The sequence below is a fragment of the Acinetobacter sp. F16 genome, assembly GCF_052712855.1.
This window is the reverse complement of record NZ_JBRATK010000015.1, coordinates 33,220-55,229: the sequence shown is the minus strand read 5'-3', so window position 1 is coordinate 55,229 and position 22,010 is coordinate 33,220. Positions and strand designations below refer to the sequence as shown.

General features: G+C 41.8%; 18 protein-coding genes, 1 tRNA gene and 1 pseudogene. 9 read left to right on the top strand and 11 right to left on the bottom strand.

Annotation, left to right across the window (positions count from 1 at the left end; genetic code table 11):
- Window positions 1-41: 41 nt before the first annotated feature.
- The 3 genes from ACU0NF_RS09820 to ACU0NF_RS09810 form a co-directional block, all read right to left on the bottom strand.
- Window positions 42-1,367 (bottom strand): tyrosine-type recombinase/integrase, encoded by a 1,326-nt coding sequence (locus ACU0NF_RS09820; protein WP_445660994.1) that lies wholly within the window; start codon window positions 1,365-1,367, stop codon window positions 42-44.
- Window positions 1,368-1,534: 167 nt separating this feature from the next.
- A tRNA-Arg gene (locus ACU0NF_RS09815) sits at window positions 1,535-1,610 on the bottom strand.
- Window positions 1,611-1,701: 91 nt separating this feature from the next.
- Window positions 1,702-3,057 (bottom strand): amino acid permease, encoded by a 1,356-nt coding sequence (locus tag ACU0NF_RS09810; RefSeq protein WP_445660993.1) that lies wholly within the window; start codon window positions 3,055-3,057, stop codon window positions 1,702-1,704.
- Between the two features lie 322 nt (window positions 3,058-3,379).
- Here ACU0NF_RS09810 and prpF point away from each other — a divergent pair, with 322 nt between their 5' ends.
- Window positions 3,380-4,570: a 2-methylaconitate cis-trans isomerase PrpF gene (gene prpF / locus ACU0NF_RS09805; protein WP_445660992.1), complete on the top strand. Its 1,191-nt coding sequence runs from the start codon at window positions 3,380-3,382 to the stop codon at window positions 4,568-4,570.
- A gap of 144 nt (window positions 4,571-4,714) precedes the next feature.
- Complete coding sequence (locus tag ACU0NF_RS09800; RefSeq protein ID WP_445661014.1) at window positions 4,715-5,623, top strand: polyprenyl synthetase family protein; 909 nt, start codon at window positions 4,715-4,717, stop codon at window positions 5,621-5,623.
- Window positions 5,624-5,766: 143 nt separating this feature from the next.
- Here ACU0NF_RS09800 and putP read toward each other — a convergent pair whose 3' ends face one another.
- The 5 genes from putP to ACU0NF_RS09775 form a co-directional block, all read right to left on the bottom strand.
- Window positions 5,767-7,257, bottom strand: a complete 1,491-nt coding sequence (gene putP / locus ACU0NF_RS09795) for a sodium/proline symporter PutP (protein ID WP_445660991.1) — start codon at window positions 7,255-7,257, stop codon at window positions 5,767-5,769.
- A 179-nt stretch (window positions 7,258-7,436) separates the two neighbouring features.
- Entirely contained in the window at window positions 7,437-8,291 is an 855-nt protein-coding gene (locus ACU0NF_RS09790) for an SPFH domain-containing protein (RefSeq protein WP_445660990.1), read from the bottom strand.
- A 14-nt stretch (window positions 8,292-8,305) separates the two neighbouring features.
- Complete coding sequence (locus ACU0NF_RS09785) at window positions 8,306-8,779, bottom strand: NfeD family protein (RefSeq protein ID WP_284066266.1); 474 nt, start codon at window positions 8,777-8,779, stop codon at window positions 8,306-8,308.
- A 98-nt stretch (window positions 8,780-8,877) separates the two neighbouring features.
- Window positions 8,878-9,795 (bottom strand): patatin-like phospholipase family protein, encoded by a 918-nt coding sequence (locus tag ACU0NF_RS09780; RefSeq protein WP_445660989.1) that lies wholly within the window; start codon window positions 9,793-9,795, stop codon window positions 8,878-8,880.
- A gap of 64 nt (window positions 9,796-9,859) precedes the next feature.
- Window positions 9,860-10,486 (bottom strand): 1-acyl-sn-glycerol-3-phosphate acyltransferase, encoded by a 627-nt coding sequence (locus ACU0NF_RS09775; protein WP_445660988.1) that lies wholly within the window; start codon window positions 10,484-10,486, stop codon window positions 9,860-9,862.
- Between the two features lie 147 nt (window positions 10,487-10,633).
- Between ACU0NF_RS09775 and ACU0NF_RS09770 the strand changes: the two genes are divergently transcribed.
- From ACU0NF_RS09770 to ACU0NF_RS09750, 5 genes are all read left to right on the top strand, one after another.
- On the top strand, window positions 10,634-11,881 hold the full coding sequence (locus ACU0NF_RS09770) for an MFS transporter (protein ID WP_445660987.1): 1,248 nt from the start codon (window positions 10,634-10,636) through the stop codon (window positions 11,879-11,881).
- 142 nt (window positions 11,882-12,023) lie between these two features.
- Window positions 12,024-13,160, top strand: a complete 1,137-nt coding sequence (locus ACU0NF_RS09765; RefSeq protein WP_445660986.1) for a porin — start codon at window positions 12,024-12,026, stop codon at window positions 13,158-13,160.
- A 121-nt stretch (window positions 13,161-13,281) separates the two neighbouring features.
- The gene (locus ACU0NF_RS09760; RefSeq protein ID WP_445660985.1) at window positions 13,282-14,949 is read left to right on the top strand and encodes a phosphoethanolamine transferase; all 1,668 of its coding nucleotides are present in this window, start codon (window positions 13,282-13,284) and stop codon (window positions 14,947-14,949) included.
- A 7-nt stretch (window positions 14,950-14,956) separates the two neighbouring features.
- Window positions 14,957-15,634 carry a response regulator transcription factor gene (locus ACU0NF_RS09755; protein WP_445660984.1) on the top strand — a complete coding sequence of 226 codons (678 nt, stop codon included), beginning with the start codon at window positions 14,957-14,959 and terminating at the stop codon, window positions 15,632-15,634.
- Between the two features lie 11 nt (window positions 15,635-15,645).
- Window positions 15,646-16,968, top strand: a complete 1,323-nt coding sequence (locus tag ACU0NF_RS09750; protein ID WP_445660983.1) for an ATP-binding protein — start codon at window positions 15,646-15,648, stop codon at window positions 16,966-16,968.
- 8 nt (window positions 16,969-16,976) lie between these two features.
- On the opposite strand, the gene ACU0NF_RS09745 is transcribed toward ACU0NF_RS09750, so the two are convergent.
- Complete coding sequence (locus tag ACU0NF_RS09745) at window positions 16,977-17,663, bottom strand: phosphatase PAP2 family protein (RefSeq protein WP_445660982.1); 687 nt, start codon at window positions 17,661-17,663, stop codon at window positions 16,977-16,979.
- 224 nt (window positions 17,664-17,887) lie between these two features.
- On the opposite strand from ACU0NF_RS09745, the pseudogene ACU0NF_RS09740 reads away from it, so the two are divergent.
- A pseudogene (locus ACU0NF_RS09740) lies at window positions 17,888-18,573 on the top strand (HAD family hydrolase).
- Window positions 18,574-18,697: 124 nt separating this feature from the next.
- On the opposite strand, the gene ACU0NF_RS09735 reads toward ACU0NF_RS09740, so the two are convergent.
- Window positions 18,698-19,885 carry an ammonium transporter gene (locus ACU0NF_RS09735; RefSeq protein ID WP_445660981.1) on the bottom strand — a complete coding sequence of 396 codons (1,188 nt, stop codon included), beginning with the start codon at window positions 19,883-19,885 and terminating at the stop codon, window positions 18,698-18,700.
- Window positions 19,886-20,493: 608 nt separating this feature from the next.
- On the opposite strand from ACU0NF_RS09735, the gene ACU0NF_RS09730 reads away from it, so the two are divergent.
- Window positions 20,494-21,228, top strand: a complete 735-nt coding sequence (locus ACU0NF_RS09730; protein WP_445660980.1) for a carbonic anhydrase — start codon at window positions 20,494-20,496, stop codon at window positions 21,226-21,228.
- Between the two features lie 56 nt (window positions 21,229-21,284).
- On the opposite strand, the gene ACU0NF_RS09725 is transcribed toward ACU0NF_RS09730, so the two are convergent.
- The gene (locus ACU0NF_RS09725) at window positions 21,285-22,010 is read right to left on the bottom strand and encodes an amino acid ABC transporter ATP-binding protein (RefSeq protein ID WP_171255174.1); all 726 of its coding nucleotides are present in this window, start codon (window positions 22,008-22,010) and stop codon (window positions 21,285-21,287) included.

The window sequence follows — 22,010 nt, the reverse complement described above, 5'->3', positions numbered from 1 at the left end:
TTTCAAGTTTTAATAGATTGATTTTACGGATTGAAAATGAATTACTTCACCAATTTTGCATATTTAAAATTGATTACATCATCACTAAGCAATTGTTGAGTAAAGTCATATGGACTGATGTGTTGAACTCGATTTGCTTCTAGATAATCACTCCACCAGTTGAGCATGGCTTTACGCTCTTCCAAGTACTCTGCTTGATGTGTATAAGCTAAACGTACTTGGTCGCGCTCTTGATGACTCATTTGTTTCTCTACAGCTTCCTTCTGGAATAAAGTGCTTTGTACCAGGGCAGAACATGCCATGCCCCTGAAGCCGTGTCCGCATATATCTGTATTAGTGTCATAGCCAATACGGCGTAATGTCTTGTTTATTGTAGATTCACTAATAAAACCTTGAGGGTCACCGTTTTTTGGGAATACATTTTTTGTCATTCCGCTATATTTATGAATTTCTTTGAGCAAGATAATAGCTTGAGGTGAAAGTGGTATTAAGTGGTCTAATTTCATTTTTGCACCACGATTAGAAAACTTTTGTCCTGGAGTGAACTCTCTTTCTCCGGGGATAGTCCATATGCCTTTTTGAAGATCAAACTCATTCCAACGTGCAAAACGAAACTCGCTTGAACGGACAAATGTATGAAGTGCAAATGCGGTACATAACTTCGTTATAGGGTAACCCTTATCATTTTCTAATCTTTGCAAAAGCTCAGGCAGTTGTTCTAATGGTAATTGAGGGTGGTGTTTAGACTTTTTCGTTTTGACAAAAACATCTTTTAGAAAGTAAGCGGGATTTTCTTCTATGAGGCCGCGTGATATCGCATAAGAAAATATGCTGCTAAATCTTTGGCGAGTTTTCTTTAATACCTCTGCATATCCAGATTCTTCAATGGAGCGTAAAACCTTAACCAGGTCTCTAGGTTTCACTGCATCTATCGACTGTTGCCCGATGATGGGAAAAACATAGTCTTCTAAGTTCTTTAATGCTCTTTCAGCTGTATGTGCAATCCAGCGACCAGTATTGCTATATTCCTTATGCCAGTCTCGAGCTATAACCTCAAAACTATATGCATTATTCAATTTAGCTTTTTGTACTTCGCCGTATTCAATTGGATCTATGCCATTAGCAATTAGTTCTTCTAATTCACGTCGCTTATCCCGGGCAGTTTTTAAACTTAAAGCAGGGAAGTTGCCTAAAGTCATTAAACCGTCTTTACCGTTGGCTCTTTTGTATTTAAATCGCCATACCTTTGAGCCACTCTTTCGGATGAATAAAATAAGCCCATGGCCATCATACAAAGAGTAGTCTTTTTCCTGTGGTTTTGCTCCGGTGCACTTGGAGTCAGATAGAGGGATAGTCTTTTTGGCCATGATTGAATAAGGATACATATTGAGTAGAACTGTATATATCCTCAATCATATCCTTATATTTTGCAACTATATCCTTATATATTTACCTATATTCTTCTATGTTTTAATCTTATCTATATGAATATAAATTATTTTTAACTAAATTATTTTATATTTTGCTATTGGGGTGGTGCGCCCTGCGGGAGTCGAACCCGCGTCGGTCACTTAGGAGGCAACTGCTCTATCCAGTTAAGCTAAGGGCACAATGCGCAGCTAATTTAACGCAAATACTGATAAAAAAAAAGTTATTGTCGAAACAATAACTTTTTTAAATACTGAGCTTTATGGTTTTTGCTTAAGATTTATTCATCTTGAGTGCTTTAAATAAACCAAACATCACTACAATCCAGATCGGAATCATCAGTACAGATTCTTTAAACCCTTGCGTCCACATAATATAAAGTACAGTTGCAATGAAAATGAGTACTAAATAATTGCTCAGTGGAGACCAGAGTGCAGGAAATTTGGTTTGAATTGACGCTTGCTTAACAGCTTGTTTAAATTTCAAGTGCGTCAAACTGATCATTGCCCAGTTAAGAACTAATGCACCCACAACCACATACATCAAATGGCTTAGGGCATCTTCTGGAACAAAGTAGTTTAAGAGTACGCAGCCAAAAATTAATAGCGCTGAAAATAAAACAGCAGGGATAGGAACACCTTGTTTATTTACATTTTGGAATACTTTTGGTGCATTTCCTTGCTTTGCTAGGCCATAAAGCATGCGGCTATTGGCATACATACCGCTGTTATAAACAGACAGCGCAGCAGTTAAAATAATGAAGTTCAGTAAGTGAGCTGCCCAGCCAATACCGAGTTGGCTGAAAATCATCACAAATGGACTTTTATCCAGACCACCTAAATCAAGCTGATTCCAAGGCACCAATGCTAAGAGAATGGTCAATGAACCGATATAGAACAGCAGAATACGGAAAACCACTTGGTTAATGGCTTTAGGAATGGTTTTTTCAGGATCTTTCGCTTCTGCTGCAGCCATACCAATCAGCTCAATCCCGCCAAAAGCAAACATGAGGAAGGCGAGCATATAGAACAAGCCTTCAAAACCATTCGGAAAGAATCCGCCATGTTCCCAAAGATTGCTCAATGAAGACGTTGAGCCTGCATCTGCGGTAAGCAGCAGATACACACCAAACACAATCATGGAAATAACAGCGGTTACTTTGATAATGGAAAGCCAGAATTCCGATTCACCATAAAATTTCACATTGCCGAGATTGACCAAAGTAATCACAACGAAAAAGAACAGTACCGATGCCCATGCAGGAATAAAAGGCCACCAGTAATTAATATATTTGGCGACTGCAGTCAGCTCTGTCATGGCCACTAAAATATATAAAATCCAGTAATTCCAACCCGCTAAAAAGCCGGGAAATTTCCCCCAATATTTAAAGGCAAAATGACTAAATGATCCTGCTACAGGCTCATGTACAATCATTTCACCCAGTTGACGCATGATTAAAAATGCAATCAAACCACCAATGGCATAACCCAAAATGATGGAAGGACCTGCAGATTGAATCACCTGTGCGGAACCTAAGAATAAGCCTGTACCAATTGCTCCGCCCATGGCGATGAGTTGGATATGACGGTTCTTTAAGCCACGCTGAAGTGTAGAAGACTCGCTATTCAAAGTAATCAGCCCGACAATGGATAAGTGAAGTGATTGTAATGGATTGATTTGTATTAGCCTAGTACAACCCTAGTATGGTCATGATTATGTGAATAAGTGAAAGATATGATTTGTAAATAATTGATAAATGAATCAATAGATTAATTTTATTAATACAATGACTTGTAAGTTATAAATGGTTTTTATCAATAATATTTGAGCGTTTCTTTTTTATACTTAAGTCCTGTAGCGAAGGTTTTTAGTGAAAAAAGCATTATCATAAAAGTGATCAACATTTTCCGAATGTTGTTTAAAACAACGATAAGTATTAAGGATTAATGAAATGAGTTTTGCTCCACAAATCAAGATTCCAGCAACTTATATGCGCGGTGGTACCAGTAAAGGGGTTTTCTTTAAACTCGATGACTTGCCGGAAGCCGCACAGCAGCCTGGAACAGTTCGTGATCAACTGTTATTGCGTGTGATTGGCAGTCCAGATCCATACGGCAAGCAAATTGATGGTATGGGTGGAGCAAGTTCAAGTACCAGTAAAACCGTGATCTTGGCGAAAAGTTCACAACCTGATCATGATGTGGATTATTTATTTGGACAGGTCGCAATTGATCAGCCTTTTGTCGACTGGAGTGGTAACTGCGGTAATTTAACGGCTGCGGTAGGCTCATTTGCGATTTCCAATGGCTTGGTCAGTGCGGAACGTATTCCTGAAAATGGCATCTGTACAGTGCGAATCTGGCAAGTGAATATTCAAAAAACCATTATTGCGCATGTACCGATTACAAACGGACAAGTACAGGAAACCGGGGACTTTGAACTCGATGGCGTGACTTTCCCTGCAGCAGAAGTTCAGATTGAATTCCTCGATCCTGCAGATGATGGTGAAGAGGGCGGTGCCATGTTCCCGACTGGAAATGTGGTCGATACTTTTGAAGTTCCCAATATTGGTACTTTCCAGGCCACGTTTATCAATGCCGGTATTCCGACCATTTTCTTAAATGCCGAAGACATTGGTTATGCAGGAACTGAATTGCAAGATGCGATTAATGGCGATGCTCAGGCACTGACACGTTTTGAAACCATTCGTGCCTATGGGGCAAAACATATGGGCTTGATCCAGGACATTTCCGAAGCTGAAAAACGCCAGCACACCCCGAAAATTGCCTTTGTGTCTAAACCTAAAGCCTATACATCGTCAAGCGGTAAAGACATTCAAACTACAGATGTGGATTTACTGGTTCGTGCCTTGTCGATGGGCAAACTGCACCATGCCATGATGGGCACAGCCGCTGTTGCCATTGGTACTGCCGCTGCAATTCCTGGAACATTGGTGAATCTGGCTGCGGGTGGCGGAGCGCGTGAAGCAGTACGTTTTGGTCATCCTTCAGGGACCTTACGTGTCGGTGCAGAAGCGGTTCAGGAAAATGGACAATGGCAGGTGAAGAAGGCGGTGATGAGCCGTAGCGCACGCGTGCTGATGGAAGGCGGGGTTCGTATTCCAGAAGATAGCCTGAAGTAGTAAACAAGATAGAGAAACTTGCGAGAAAGCAGTATTATGAGTCGCAAGTTCTCTGTCGATGATGACAAGAGCGCTGTATATTAGATCAATCATTGATTTCTGATGGTTAAATCGACGAACCAAAGCAAAGTATTCGAGGCGAATGTGTCATCTTTAACTGACGTACATGCAAATGTATTAACCCAAGCACAGCAACGTATTCAACAAGATTTATTGACGGCATTAGACGCATTTTCCATTCCGGAACCGCTGAAAGGCGCTGTGCATCATGCGGTGATGCTCGGTGGGAAACGTGTACGTCCGGCGCTTTGCTATGCAACAGCAGCCATAAAGCCCAATGTAAATTTTGCTGCGGTACGTCGTGCGGCAGTGGCCATTGAAATGATCCATTGCTATTCACTGGCGCATGATGACTTGCCCTGTATGGATAATGATTTATTGCGTCGTGGCCAGCCGACCTGTCATGTGGCTTTTGGGGAAGATACAGCATTGCTTGCCGGTGATATTTTACAGTCCATGGCCTTTGAAATATTAGGCAGCCGTTTGTTTGATCAAGGGCCTGCGGTTGATCCATCGATTGTGTTAAAACAGATGCAGATTTTGGCGACAGCCAGTTCAAAAATGGTCTGCGGTCAGGTACTGGATTTACAGGCTGAAGGCAAGCATGTCAATCAAGAGGCTTTGGAAAATATTCACCGTAATAAAACCGGCGCTTTAATTTCTGCTGCGGTGATGATGGCTGCGGTATGCGTGTTTGGAGGCACTGATCAGGCGATTCCTAAATTACGTGAATATGCGCAAGCGATTGGACTGGCTTTTCAGGTGCAAGATGACATTCTGGATATTATTTCCGATACCGAAGTGTTGGGGAAAACTGCAGGTAAAGACCAGCAAGTGGATAAATCGACTTATCCTGCATTGATGGGTTTGGAAAAGGCCCAGACTTATGCCAAAGAATTGCACGATCAGGCCTTTAGCGCTTTGGAAATTTTTGCTGAAAATGCAGCTGATCTGAATCAGATTTCACAGTTTTTATTGTTGCGCAAAAGCTGAATACACTGGGCTTTAGAAGCGTGTGATTTAGAAAAGTCGGTTTTAGAAAAGTAGTTTTTGTAAAAGTATCATCTAGAAAAATTGAATTAAAAAAGAGGACATGGCGTCCTCTTTTTTATGCGCTAAAGATTATTTGCTAAAGACTATTTAGAGTCTTGATATAAACGATCACCTTCATCGAAGCGTGTGGTGATTTCTTCGGTTGGCGCTTTACCCATTAAGCTGACCACGATAATGGCAATCAGTGAGCAAATGAAACCTGGAATGATTTCATACAGCCCGGTCGCACTAAACATATTTTTCCAGAGAATGACCACAACCGCACCCATCAGCATACCGGCAAGTGCGCCATTTAGCGTCATGCGGCGCCAGAACAATGACAGAATAATCAGTGGACCGAAGGCAGCGCCGAAGCCAGCCCAAGCGTAAGCCACTAAGCCGAGGACTTTAGATTCAGGATTACCTGCCATCCAGATTGCAAGCAGGGCAATCAGCAATACCATCAAACGGCCAATCCAGACCAATTCTTTTTGCGTTGCATTTTTGCGTAAGAATGATTTGTAAAAGTCTTCGGTTAAGGTACTTGAGCAAACCAGTAACTGGCAGCTTAAGGTACTCATCACTGCGGCTAAAATGGCAGCCAACACGATTCCGGCAATCCATGGATTAAACAGAATTTTGGTCAGTTCCATAAACACGGTTTCCGGATTCGCGGTTACCGCACCGGCAAGTTCAGGGTGTTGCTGGAAGTAAGCAATACCAAAGAAACCGGCAGCAACTGCACCGCCTAGGCACAGAATCATCCAGGTCATGCCAATACGGCGTGCATTGGGAATGGACTTGACTGAGTCAGCAGCCATAAAACGCACCAGAATATGCGGTTGACCAAAGTAACCCAAGCCCCAAGCCAGTAATGAAATAATCGCTACAAAGCTTAAATTGCCAATCACGTCGGTTGCCTGTGGGCGGGCAGCTTCAAGCGCCAAAGTCACTTGGTTCATATCGGCAAAGCTTAATACTGCAACCACAGGCGTCAGCAACAAGGCAAAAATCATCAGGGTTGCTTGAATGGTGTCGGTCCAGCTGACTGCTAAAAAGCCACCAATAAACACATAACTGATGGTGGCAATTGCGCTGACCCAAAGCGCCGTGCTATAGGACATGTCAAACATGCTTTCAAACAGACGTGCGCCTGCAACCATGCCTGAAGCACAGTAAATGGCAAAGAAAATCAAAATAATGAAAGCAGAAGCAATACGCAGAATTTTCTTCTGATCGTTAAAACGGTTGGAGAAATAGTCTGGCAAGGTCAAGGCATTGTGCTGAACTTCGGTGTGAACACGAAGACGTCCGGCCACCAGTCGCCAGTTCAGCCATGCGCCAATAATCAAGCCAATGGCAATCCATATTTCAGACAAACCTGAAAGATAAATTGCGCCAGGAAGTCCCATGAGCAACCAGCCACTCATATCTGAAGCACCAGCAGAGAGCGCTGTTACGAAACTACCTAAACGACGACCCCCCAAAATGTAATCAGAGAAGTTGGCTGTCGCGCGATAAGCCATTAGGCCAATCACAATCATGGCGACAATATAAAAAAGAAAGGTAATTAAGGTCGGATTCAGGGAGCTCATACGGTATCCATTTACAAGGTGGACAGTAGATCGAAACAAAGGCTTGGATAAAGAAGCACAAATAATTTCAAAAAATAACGCGAAATTTAATCATAATTTCACAATGATTGCAGAGTTTTTCGCAACTGAAATAAAAATAGACAGCCAATGCTGCCTATTTTATAGAAAAATGCAAATCTTTATGGATTACGACCCATCACGCCACGAATGGTGTTCATGATATCTGCAGGCAATACCACAGTTTTGGCATTGTTAGATTTCGCCATATCCTGCATGGCTTTAACATACTGTTCACCCAGTAAGTAAGCAACAGGGACTTCTTTATCACCGACCGCAGAAGTAATCATCTCAATGGCACGTTGTGATGATTCAGCCAAGACTACTTGTGCTTCTGCATCACGACGTGAAGCTTCCAAACGGCCATCTGCTTCTAAAATAGCGGCCTGTTTTTCACCATCTGCCTTAGTCACGGTGGCACGGCGCTGACGTTCAGCCGCAGCTTGTGCTTCCATCGCAGATTGCATGGTGCTTGATGGTTGAATATCTTGAATTTCAACAGTCTTTAGCGTAATACCCCAATCAGAAATATCATCAGAAATGGCCGCTTTCAGTTTTGCCTTAATGTGATCACGTGATGATAAGGCATCATCCAGATCCATTTCACCAACGATAGAACGCAATGAAGTTTGTACCAGGTTTTGAATCGCCCAGGTATAGTTTTCAATGCCGTAGACCGCTTTTTCTGGTGTAGTGATATTGATATATGCCATGGCATTCATCAACAAAACTGCGTTATCACGGGTAATCACTTCTTGAGAAGGGATATCCATCACGATGTCTTTGGTGGTGACTTTATAAGCGACTTCATCTACATAAGGAATCACAAAACTCAGACCCGGTGTCAGGGTGCCATGGTATTTACCCAGACGTTGTACAATCCATTTATACCCTTGGGGCACAATGCGCACACCTTTAAAAATAGTGACACCTGCAAAAACCAGCAGGGCTAAAACAATAATAGATCCACCAGACATGTTATTTCCTCGCTTTATATATTTTCATTATGTGAATGGTGTGGCTTGACCACAAGATCGTTACCGAGAATATCGATCACGCGTACCCGGTCACCGACCTGAACCGGTTCCAAGGTACGGCAGTTCCATTCGTCAGAACCCAAAACCGGCATGGGGAAACGCACTGTAATCAGGTCATGTTCCATATGGGTTTGAATGACCATGCCAACCTGACCAATGGTCGCCTCACGGGATAAACCGGCTTTGGTTTTATCGGTTGAAAGTGGTTTGATAAATTTAAACCAGAGTAAGGTGCACAGGACCGACAGGATAATCCAGGTGACGAGTTGCGTGGTGAAGCCCATCATCGGGAACAGCCAAAGTAAAACACCCACCATGATGGCAGCGATGCCAAACCATAGTGCAGCAAAAGCGGGTAGTACCAATTCAGAAAGAATGAGCAAAACACCCAATACAAACCAATGCCAAGGTTCGAAAACAAATTCCATACATCTACTCGTGTATTGTTAAAATTGATATAGATAACCAAGCGTCTATATCAATTTAGCAGATGAGTAAGTCTTTGAATATTAAAAAAGCATCTTTTTTAGATTTTGGCTTTGGGTGCTGCTTTAAATGCAGCGGGCGACTTTTTAAAATCGGTAATGGCTTTTTCAATTGCAATAATTTTCAATTGGGTGGCTTTTTCACCTTCTAAAATGGACTGATTGCTGGCTTTTAAATCCAGGGTGCCCAAGTGTCCCACTTTCGGCTGAATCACCACAGTCGCTTGACTGAGTTCTTCATTGATACTTTGCTGTCCCATAATATTAATGGTCTGATCGAGCAAGCCCCACATATTCAGCGGTCTGCCACCGACTGGACGTGCAGAAATATCCACCGCGATCACAATATCAGCACCCATATCTTTCGCGGTTTTTACCGGAATCGGACTTACCAGTCCACCATCAACATATTGTTTCCCGCCAATGGTTGCAGGGACGAATACATTTGGGATACTGCATGAAGCACGAACTGCCTGACCTGCATTGCCTTTAATAAATTCAGCTTTACGACCGGTGTCGAGGCGCGTTGCAACAGCCGCAAAACGAATCGGGAACTGTTCAATCGGTTTATTGGCAATGTGCTTGTTGACATAGTTTTGCAATTTTTGGCCTTGCACAACCCCTTGACTGTTTAAGGTTAAATCACGAATATCAGATTCTTTTAAGGTCAGGGCGATTTGCTGCAGCTGGTAGGGCGTTTTGCCACTGGCGTAAATACTGCCGACAAAACTACCAGCACTGGTACCTGTGACAATTTTCGGTTTAATGCCATGCGATTCTAAAACTTTCAATACCCCAATATGGGCAAAACCTTTGGCTCCACCGCCCCCCAGAGCAATGGCAATTACGGGTTCACGTGCTTTTATGGTTGTTGTTTGCGTTGGCGTTTTAGTGGCTTTATCACAGCCCATCAGGCTAAGCGCAAGAAGACCCATGAAAGAATATTGCACAAACTTCATAATTAAAATTGGACATCAAATAGACAAAAGTTGCGCACATGACAGCAGATAAACATAATTTTGACTAGCTATTTTTTATACGATTTTGTAACGGTTTGGCCAGCCAGTCCGGATTTTTCGGCGAAAATTTTCCCGCATACAGATTTAAAATCTGTTCTAAATCCTGTCCATAATTTCCGGTGGGTTGAAACACGCCTAAGCAGTAAATGGTTTTATGGGCGTAATCAAAGGAAAACATCACAATCGGCAGATTGGCACCCACGGCAATACGGTAAAAACCACTTCTAAACGATTTTGCCTGTTTGCGCGTTCCTTCAGGCGCCATACCGACCCAAATCTGATTTTGAGTATGAATAAAGTCGATAATTTGCTGAGTTGTACCTTGTTGAATACTGCGATTGACGGGAATCACGCCAATCCATTCAAGTAACGGTTTAAGCGGGGTTTTAAACAAGGTGTGTTTGCCAAAAATGGTAATTTTAATGCCCAGTCCGAGCAATGCAGTAAAACCATGCCAAGCATCTATATTCGATGTATGTGGAGAAATAATTGCGATCGCTTTGGGCAAGTTTGGAAATTCACCTTCAAAACTCCAGCCTTGGGCAAGAAATATTTTTTTGAATATCGTTCGGCTTAAGCGGCTACCGCGAGCCGGCACTTGATCGGGCAATGTTGGGAAATGTGCTGACATAGTTTTTATTGACCTCCCCGACAGAAGTTTATCGCATTTTAATTATGTTAAGCTTTTGTTAAATAAGATGCATTGGCAATATATTAACTCCAATTCAGCTTGCTTGATAAAAATAATCAATCCGGTTTTTGATCATAAGGGCACACTATGCCGCGTACACCTAACATCTATATCTTGTTGTTTTCTTTATATTGGGCGCAAGGTTTACCGGTTGGTTTCATGACGCATGCTTTACCGGTAATTTTACGTGCACAAGGCGTATCACTGGCACAAATTGGCGGCTTTGGATTATTGATGTTGCCGTGGTCGATTAAAATTTTCTGGGCGCCTTTAGTTGATCGTTTTGGCTACTCAGCTTTTGGACATTATCGGAGCTGGATTGTTCCGGCCCAGTTATTGAGTGTGGTTGTACTCATCGGCTTATCATTCCTGCCGATCCAGGCTTTGAATCAACCTGCGTATCTATTGGCATTTTTTGTGGCTTTACTGAGCATGAATCTGGTCGGTGCCACCCAGGATATTGCAACCGATGGCTTAGCCGTCAATATGCTTAAAAATGAACAGCAGCATTGGGGCAATACTTTTCAGGTAATTGGTTCACGGCTGGGTTTTATTGTCGGGGGCGGAGCAATTTTATGGGCACTGGACTGGCTGGACTGGCAAATCACTTTTCTAGTTTTGGCCGGACTGGTTCTTTTAAATACATTGCCTGTTTTATGCTTTAAAGAACCTGCGCGATTCAAGCATATTCAGCAGACGACCGACAAAGAGGCATTTAGCTGGAGCAAAGTAAAAAGTTATCTGGCCTATTTTTATCAGAGCCGTAGTCTGGCTTTATGGTTAGGGGTACTGATCACTTTTAAAATTGCCGACGGTTTATCCGGGCCTTTGCTAAAGCCTTTAATGGTCGATCTAGGCCTGACATTTTCCCAAATTGGTATTTATGTGACCATGCTTGGGGCGTTGGCAGCTTTAATCGGGGCGGGACTCGCCGGACTGAGTCTGAAGTATATTTCCCGTGCCAATGCGCTGCTCTGTTTTTCTGTTTTGAAAATTTTTAGCTTGGCTGCATACGCATGGCTGGCTTTTCAATATAAGGCACAACAGCCAGTTAAACCGTGGATGATTTATTTGATTAATGCCGCTGAAGATATGATTTCAGCGATGTTGCTGGTGGTAATGCTGACTTTGGTGATGCAATACAGTCGCAAACACCTGGCAGGAACAGATTTTACTTTTCAGGTGGCGCTGATGGCGACGGTGAGTGGGGGCCTATATAGCCTAAGTGGAATATTGGGTGACTTTTTGGGCTATGCAGACTATTTGCTTTTAATCAGTCTGATTGCCGTGATCTGTTTATTTCCTATTGTGCGCTGGAAAAGCAAACTGGAGTAATCTAATAAAAGCTTTTTAATTCAATTGAATATCTATTTAAAATCTAAACATTAAAAAAGATAACTAAATAAAAATTAAATCATTTTCTTAAATATTTCTAAACAGTAACATCCGTTACAAAATAATTTAGGGGAATTTAACAATGAAAACCAAAATTGCAGCAGCGATTGCTTTAAGCCTATTTGCAGGCTCTACTTTTGCAGCACCAACATTCTACGGGGAAGTGGATGCAACTGTAGATTACCTACCAGAAAATAATGCGAATACATCTGACCGTGATATTGTTGAACTCAGTTCAAATAACTCATTTATTGGTCTAAAAGGCGAAGAAAAACTTAATGATCGTCTAAGTGCTTTATATCAAGCTGAATTTACTTTTTATGTGGATGATGGTGACAATGGTACAGATGTCTTTGTTCCACGAAACTTGTTAGTCGGCCTTAAAGACGAAAAATTAGGGGCTTTAAAAGCCGGTAAAATTGATACGCCAGTGAAACAGTTATCTGCAACTGTAGATACCTTTAATAATTACATTGAAAATTCAGCTGATGTAAACGGTATCTTAGCCGGTGAAAACCGTATTGATAATGTTCTTGTCTATGAGACACCTCCATTTAAAATTGGTACAGGTAAATTAGAAGCCAAAGCATTATTGGCAACAGGTGAAGGCGATACGATTAAAGCGACTAAAGGGGGCAGCAAGGTTGCCGGTCGTGGTTTAGGGGATTCATGGTCTACTTCTGTCACCTATACAGATAATCTGTTTGTAGTCGGTTTAGGTTATGACAAAGCCATCCCAAGCCGCTTCAATGGTAAAGGTTTCTTAAATGCGACTTCTACAGAAAATACTGTAGCTCTAAACCAGACCATTGAGGCCGATACGATTCGTGCAATTGGTCGTTTAAATTTAGACAATGGTTTGTCATTAAGAGCCCTTTATCAGAGTTCAGATGTAGGTCGTCCAAGTGCTAACCCTGTTACAGCAGCTTTAGCAAATACGATTGATGATGCTCAAGGATGGTTATTGGGAGCTGAATATAATCTTCCAACGGCAAAGGCCTGGACTGTAAAAGCGCAATATAGCCAAAACACTACAGCATTTAAATCGAATGCAGTCGATACAAATGACTTTGAAGCGAAACAAATTCTTGCAGGACTCGACTATGCATTTAACAAGCAAGTTAAGGCATACGGTTATGCAGGTCAATTAACCCTTGAACAAGGTTCTAAAGAAGATAAACAACCTGTGGTAGGTACAGGTATAGAATACAAATTCTAATGCGTATTTAGACTTAAAGGGCGATGTAAACATCGCCTTTTTTTATTATTTTCTTTTATTAAGTGAGTTTTAAGTTTGACATTTTAGATTAAGGCATCAGTAAATAGATTAGCCAGTAATCATGTCAAATATCATCAGTCCAATACGTAATCAGATAAAGCCGATTTCATTAAGCCAGTTTAATCTATTGCTGGCGATTTGGTTAGGTGTGGTGCTGAACTTTGCTTTTTTTCAACAAATACAAAGCTTGACTCCGTATCAAGGTCCTAAAGCCTACTTGTTTTTAAGCGCAACTGTATTGGTTATTGTGGCTGCCTATAATCTGATTTTTCAGCTCGTGCAATGGTCATGGAATGCAAAAATCTTTGCCTGTGTATTGCTTTTCATTGGCGGTTTTACTGCATATTTTGTGAATAGTCTGGGCGTGGTGATTTCACCTGAACAAGTTCAGAATATGCTGCAAACCGATGCGCGTGAAGTCCGGGGCTTATTATCTTTACGCTTTGTACTGTGGACGGTGGTCTTTGTGATCTGTCCGCTTGTTTTGGTTGCTTTGGTTCGGATCAAGCCTGAAGTTTTCTTATCGAAAGCCACTAAAAAAATCATTAATAGCATTATTTCATTGTTATTGGTGGGCGGATTGTTATTCCTCTTCTATGTCGATTATGCAGCCATCTTTCGTGAACATCGCGATTTAAAAGGGATGATTTCTCCACAAAATACCATCTCATCCACACTCTCTTATTATCATAAATCTAAACCCGCACAGAATTTGCCTTTAGTGACTTATGGCGAAGATGCCCATTTGCTTCAGCCCGCGGCTAAGCAGAATAAACCAAAATTGATGGTCTTGGTGGTAGGTGAAACGGCACGTGCAGAAAGTTTTTCTTTAAATGGTTATGCTAAAAACACCAATCCTGAACTCTCTAAACTGGATATTATCAATTTTAATCAGGTCAGTTCATGCGGTACGGCAACAGCAGTTTCAGTACCTTGTATGTTCTCCGGGATGCCTCGTTCAGATTATGATGCACAGCTGGCCAGTCACCGCGAAGGGCTACTCGATATTGCACAGCGAGCAGGTTATAAAGTGACGTGGATGGACAACAATTCAGGCTGTAAAGGCACCTGTAACCGAGTGGAACAGTATCAAATTCCACAACAGTTAAAAGACAAATGGTGTGCCAAAGATGGGGATTGTTATGATGAAATTTTGGTGGATAGTTTAAAGGCTTATCTTGCAGCGATTCCTGAAAATGACCAGACACCGCGTTTAATTGTACTTCATCAAATGGGTAGTCATGGCCCGGCTTATTACCAGCGTTCAACAGAGAAATTCCAACCGTTTAAACCTAGCTGTGATAGCAATGCGATTCAAGGCTGTAGCAGCACAGAATTATTGAACAGTTATGATAATTCGATTGTCTATACCGACCATGTTTTAAGCTCACTCATTCAGGTGTTAAAAGGCAATAACACTCATCAAACTGGATTCTGGTATTTATCCGATCATGGTGAGTCGACAGGGGAACATGGTTTATATTTACATGGCTCACCGTATGCGATTGCACCCACTCAACAAACCCATATTCCAATGTTGATGTGGTTTTCACCGGAGTGGACCCAACACAATTCTGCACAAATTACTTGCTTAGCCAAGCAAAAAAGCAAAGAATTGAGTCAAGATAACTTGTTTCCAAGTCTGCTTGGTTTGCTGGATGTTAAAACCCAAGTCATTGATGAACAAAATAATATGTTGCAGCAGTGTGAATCAAAAAAGAAAGTGTGAGTAAAGCATGACTAAAATATTAATGATTGAAGATGATTTTATGATTGCTGAATCCAGCATGACGTTGCTGAAATACCAGCAATTTGATGTGGAGTGGGTCAATAATGGCATTGATGGTTTAAAGAGATTAGCACAAGAAAAATTTGATATTGTTCTACTCGATCTGGGCTTACCGATGATGGACGGTATGCAGGTACTGAAACAGATGCGTCAGCAGTGGCCAACTTTACCGGTGCTGATTATTTCCGCGCGTGACCAGTTGCAAAACCGTGTGGACGGATTGAACAATGGTGCAGATGACTACTTGATTAAGCCTTATGAGTTTGATGAATTATTAGCACGTATTCACGCTTTGTTACGCCGTAGTGGAGCTGAATCTGCACTTCAAGAGAGCCAGCAAATTTTACGTTATGGTGATTTGGTCTTGGATGTCGAGCAGCATATTGCCAAATTCAAAGGGCAATATATTGATCTCTCCAATCGTGAATGGGCAATTTTGACTCCTTTGGTCAGTCATCCAAACAAGATTTTTTCTAAAGCCAATTTAGAAGATAAGTTATATGATCTGGATAGCGAAGTAAGCAGCAATACCATTGAGGTCTATGTGCATCATTTACGTGCCAAACTGGGTAAAGATTTTATTCGCACCATTCGTGGGCTAGGCTATCGACTCGGACAACTCTAAGGGCTTAACTGGTGCAGTCACAGTATTCATTAAAAAAACGCCTGATTATCTATATTTCTGTTTTTAGTATTGCCTTGGGCTGCTTGTTGATTTTTTCAGCTTATCGGATTGCGCTGGAAGAAATTAATGAAGTTTTAGATGCGCAGATGAAAAATTTAGCAGAGCGCGTCGCGGCACATGATCCGGAACCGGTAAAAAGCCAGTTTGATCCCTCCAAGCATTATCATGAAGAAGATCTGTTTGTGGATGTCTGGTCTTATGCACGTCAAGAACATAAAACCCATGCTATAAATTTGCTGCTACATCCGGTTCAGAAAGCAGGATTTTACACCCACAAAACCACCCAAGATATTTGGCATACTTATGTTTTACCTTTAAAAGACTATCAGGTTCAGGTCAGCCAGCAGCAAGCGACTCGGCAGCGTTTGGCACTCGAGCTTGCCGGCAGTATGTTTATTCCCTATTTGTTGTTTATGCCTTTTGTGATTTGGGGCTTAAGCTGGATTATCAGTCGAAGTTTACAGCCACTGGATGACTTTAAAGCTGAATTGGCACAGCGCGACTCAGACGAATTAAGAGCAATACAACTCAATGATTATCCTGCTGAAATTGTACCGACCATTACGGAAATGAATTATTTATTTGAGCGTATTTCATCTTCGCAACAGGAACAGCGACAGTTTATTGCCGATGCCGCACATGAATTACGCACGCCGATTACTGCATTAAACTTACAAATGCAGATCCTGTTAAAACAGTTTCCAGAAGATCACAATTTACAAAATTTAAGTAAGGGGTTAATTCGGATTCAACATCTGGTCAGCCAGTTACTTAATCTGGCCAAACAGGATGCTTCAATTCTGGAGGTGGAAAGCAAGCAGCAATTTTTACTGAATCAGGTCGCAGCCAATTGCGTAGAGCAGTTAATTCACTTAGCCATGCAAAAAGAAATTGATTTGGGGATGGAGCGTCAGGAAGATGTGGTATTGCATAGTCAGGAATCAGCGGTGCATTCGATTATCTTTAACCTGATTGATAACGCGATTAAATATACGCCGAATCAAGGGGTGATAAATGTTTCTGTATTTGAACAAGCCGGTTTTGCCATGGTTCAAGTTGAAGATAGTGGCCCGGGGATTGCTCCCCAGTTACACCAGCAGATTTTGAAACGTTTTTATCGGATTCATCATCATTTAGAAATGGGTAGCGGTTTAGGTCTTTCTATAGTCGATAAAGCCACGGAACGGTTAGGCGGTAGCATTTCTTTTTCAACAAGTGCCAGTCTGGGCGGTTTACAGGTGAATGTGCAATTGCCGCTGACCAGACCAATTTAAAAAATCCATCATTCTTGAGAAGCTGGATTCCTTGTAAAACGCTTATAATTAACTAAATAAAATACCACATTTACCATCCAGATAATCCATCCCGTCCATAGATTATGACTGAGAAAATGCGCTCCGCGCATCATCTGTGCCCAGCCCATGGCAAACCCCAAAATACAGCCCGAGACCAGAAAAAAGTAGGCGCGCTTTTTATTGGATAGGCGAAAGACGGTATAGCCTGCCATGAGCGCAAAACCGGTAGAGGCATGACCACCCGGGAAACAATGTCCTTTGCTGGCGGAAAAATCCCAGAAAAAGCCCTGAGATGTTGGAATAGTGATATTCCAAGGGCAGGCGTGGGCGGATTGAGATTTTAGCAACCCAACCATCGAGGTCGAGAGAATCACCATGCAAAAGAAATAGCCATAGGTCCAACGTAGCGGTTTTAACTTTTTAACTTTGAATGATGCCAGCCAGAGTATAAAAAAACTGGCATAGACCAAAATGATCAGATCTTTCACATAGCGGTGATTCAGTTCGGCTAAATACCAGTTATCACGTAGTAAGAATTGTCCTGATTCACTCACCCAAGGATGAATCAGGGCAAGGTCTAGTGATCCACCGACCGGAAAAAAGACCCAAAGCATACAAAAACTGATGACCAGGAAGCAGCCTTGGTAGAGGAGGAAGCGTTGCTTGTCGTGCATAAAAAAGATCGACTGATTTTATTTGCGTTATTAAAACAGCAAAAGCTTAATCTAGACTTAAGTGATGGCCGAATCTGTATATGAACCTTGGAAGATTGTGGGGATATGATTATGCAAATTTGCCAATAACTTTGTGCTAAATCTTGATAAGCATATTCAGGAAACAGCATAATCCAGAATGTCTTCGGTGCTACATTAGCCCACAAGATTTGTGAGGTATTAAAATGACGATTCGTGCTGTTTTATTTGATCTGGATAATACCTTAACCCATCGTGATCAAAGTATCTTGGCGCATACCAACATTTGGCGAACACCTATCAGCAGCAATTACAGCATGCTGAGATCAGCCAGATTCAGTCGATTATTCGCCGTATTGATAATGGGGGCTACCCTAAAAAAGAGTTACTCACTCATCCGAGTATTGCAGCTTCTGTGGCTTATGCGCTACAGCACGAACTGAACTGGAACAGTCTGCCTGATTTTGAAGAACTCACTCAATTCTGGTTTCAGCAATTTGGATTATCTGCGGTGGCCATGCCAGGCGCGAATAGCTTATTAGCAGAATTAAAACAGCAGGGTTATAAACTGGCAGTGGTTTCCAATGGGGGACATGCCACCCGTTTAACCATTTTGCAAGGCTTGGGTTTTAGCCATTATTTTGATGAAATTATCAGTTCTGAACTGGTCGGGATGAGCAAACCGAATCCGGAAATTTTTCTGCATACCAGCCGGCAATTGGATGTTAAGCCGCAACATTGTCTTTTTATTGGCGATCATCCAGTCAATGATATACAAGGCGCGACCCTAGCGGGCATGCAGGCTTTATGGCTTAAAGGTTTTCATGAGGTTGACGGTCAGCAGCCAAAACATACGATTCAAAATTTAGCTGAAATTAAACAATATTTATAATGCTCATTGTCCCTTATCTATTATTAGACATAAAAGTGACATTTACACAGATAAAAAAAAGCGACTCTTTCGAGTCGCGCTGAAAATCGTAATTAGGTTTAAAGAACAGGTTAAAGAATAAGGTTTAAAAAATAGTTTCTTCTGAATTGGCTGAAATTTTATGGATAGACAAGTCTGCACCACGAAATTCATCTTCTTGGGATAAACGGATGCCCATGGTGATTTTAAGTGCACCGTAAACCAGAAAGCCGCCAGCAAGTGCAATCGAGATTGCCAGTAGTGTACCAATCATTTGCGAAATCATGGACACATTGCCGAGTCCGCCTAACCATTGTTGTCCGAAAACACCCACGGCCAAGCCGCCAAATGTGCCGCATACGCCGTGTAATGGCCAAACACCGAGTACGTCATCGACTTTAAGTTTATTTTGGGTATAGGTAAAGAGTTTCACGAAGATCATGCCTGCAACTGCTCCAATAATAAGCGCTCCAACCGGATGCACCACATCAGAACCTGCACAGATGGCCACTAAGCCCGCCAAAGGACCATTATGTAAAAAGCCCGGGTCATTTTTGCCCATGAAGTTGGCAGCAACGGTTCCACCGACCATCGCCATGAGTGAGTTAATCGCCACCAGACCGGAAATAGCATCCAAACGTTGCGCGCTCATCACGTTAAAGCCAAACCAGCCCACGATTAAGATCCATGAACCCAAAGCCAGAAAAGGAATGGAAGAGGGTGGATGTGCGCTCACACGGCCATCTTTTTTATAACGCCCATGACGCGCTCCCAGTAAGATGACGGCAACTAAAGCGATCCATCCGCCCATGGCATGCACCACGACAGAACCGGCAAAGTCGTGAAAACTTGCACCAAATGTGCTTTCTAACCATTGTTGCAATCCCAAGTTGCCATTCCATGCAATGCCTTCAAAGAAAGGATAGATCAAGGCGACCAATAATAAGGTGGCGATGGCTTGGGAACGCATTTTTGCACGTTCAGCAATACCGCCAGAAATAATGGCAGGAATAGCCGCAGCAAAGGTCAGCAGGAAGAAACAGCGCATCAGGTTATAGCCATGATCTGCGGCTAAAGTTGTGCCAATATGGAAAAAATGTTGTCCATAAGCAATGTAATAGCCAACAAAAAAATACGCGATGGCTGAAATAGAGAAGTCAGTCAGAATTTTACTCAGTGCATTGACCTGGTTTTTATGGCGTACTGTGCCCAGCTCCAAAAATGCAAAACCTGCATGCATGGCTAAAACTAAAACTGCACCAAGAAGGAGAAAGAGTAAATCAATATTCTGCATATTTTAGCCCCATTTTAGTGCTGTTTTTCACAAAAAGAAGATCAGTATATCGAGGCATAAAATTTGAGGAAGGGTTTTGGAAAAGGAAAATATTGATTATTCATTTAAAAAAAGGCTCAAGACTCGATATAAAGCAAAGCATGATTTTTAAATGCATTTTATGCACCAATTTGAGGCGAAATATTTAATTTAGAGTATATATAAATATATGATTACTAAATTAAATTTAGAACTTATGATTTTGTCTGTTTTTTCGGCATTTTCCCATGGCACTGAATAGTGGCAATGTTATTGAGCTAAAATATTAAAAATAATTTCAAGATAATTTAAAAGTAAGGTAAGCAATGCAGTTTGATGAAGCAGTTTTAGCTGTTTTTATCATCAATGATGGTGCGTTTTGAAAAATTTATACTCATTCTAAATTTAAATGCAGTGTGAGCTAGATATCCATGAAGTAGGGGGAACTGGATATCTTAAACCTATATAAGATGAATAATTAATCAATATGGGATACAAAATCCATAACGAAATGGTAGTTTTGGTTTTGATATCGCAGTTTTAACCCTAGAAGATAAGTGCTCATTTTATATTGATTTTAAGGGTTAAAGATGAAACGGAGTATGCTCGGATTACTGGCACTGGTTGGTTTTAATACCTTTGCAGCAGAAGGAACTCAATTTGACTGGGGCTATGCTGCACAGACTGCACCAGCACAATGGGGCAAAATCAAGCCTGAATATCAAGCCTGCGAAGGGGTGAATCAAGCGCCGATTAATATTGATCAAACCGTATCTGCAACACTGCCTGCTTTAAAATTGAATTACAGCTCAAAAGCGGACACCATTATCAATAATAATCGTACCGTGCAAATCAATTTTGCTCAGGGCAGTACTCTTGATTTAGAGCACAAAGTCTTTCATCTGAAACAATTTCATTTACATAGTCCAAGCGAAAACACCATTAAAGGAAAAAGCTTTGCCATGGAAATGCATTTGGTGCATGCCACTGAACAAGGCGAGTTAGCGGTTATCGCTGTAATGTTTGAAGAAGGTCAGGAAAATAAAAAGCTGAAACAGCTCTGGAAAGAATTACCAAAAAAACCAGGCAATGTCGTACAGCTGAAACATCAGGATTTAGCTGCTGCATTCTTACCTGAAAAGTTAGATTACTATCGTTTCAATGGTTCTTTAACCACGCCGCCGTGTTCAGAAGGGGTACGCTGGATTGTACTTAAAGATATTCAACAAGCATCGAAACAGCAGATTCAGGCATTTTCAAGTCTGATGGAACACCCGAATAACCGTCCTGTGCAACCGACCAATGCACGCCTGGTTCTTGAATAATTGCATCCCAATAAAAAAGCAGATCATATGATCTGCTTTTTTAAATGTTGATATATTTAGTGCAAGATTTTATTCAGGAATTGCTGGGCACGTTCACCACGCTGGGTATTAAAGAATTCATCCTTGGTACAGTCTTCAACAATTTTGCCCTGATCCATAAAAATTACACGATTTGCGACCTGACGGGCAAAGCCCATTTCATGCGTGACACACATCATGGTCATGCCTTCTTTGGCCAGCCCCACCATCACGTCCAATACTTCGGTAATCATTTCAGGGTCAAGTGCCGAGGTCGGTTCATCAAACAGCATAGCAATCGGGTCCATGCTTAAGGCACGTGCAATCGCCACACGCTGTTGTTGTCCACCTGACAGTTGTGCAGGGAATTTATCGGCCTGCGCACTGAGTCCAACCCGGTCTAAATACGCCAGACCTTTTTTCTTGGCTTCTGCTTCAGAACGTCCCAAAACTTTAATCTGGGCAATGGTCAAGTTTTCAGTAATGGTCAAATGCGGAAACAATTCAAAATGCTGAAATACCATACCGACGCGACTGCGCAATAGGTTTAAATTGGTTTTCGGATCTTTAATCGAAATTCCGTCGACCGTGATATTGCCTTGCTGAAAGGCTTCCAAACCATTGACCGTTTTAATTAAGGTTGATTTCCCCGAACCCGAAGGACCACAGACCACCACCACTTCACCTTGGCGAATTTGCGTCGTGCAATCTGTGAGTACCTGAAATTTGTCGTACCATTTACTCACGTTCTGAATGTCGATCAT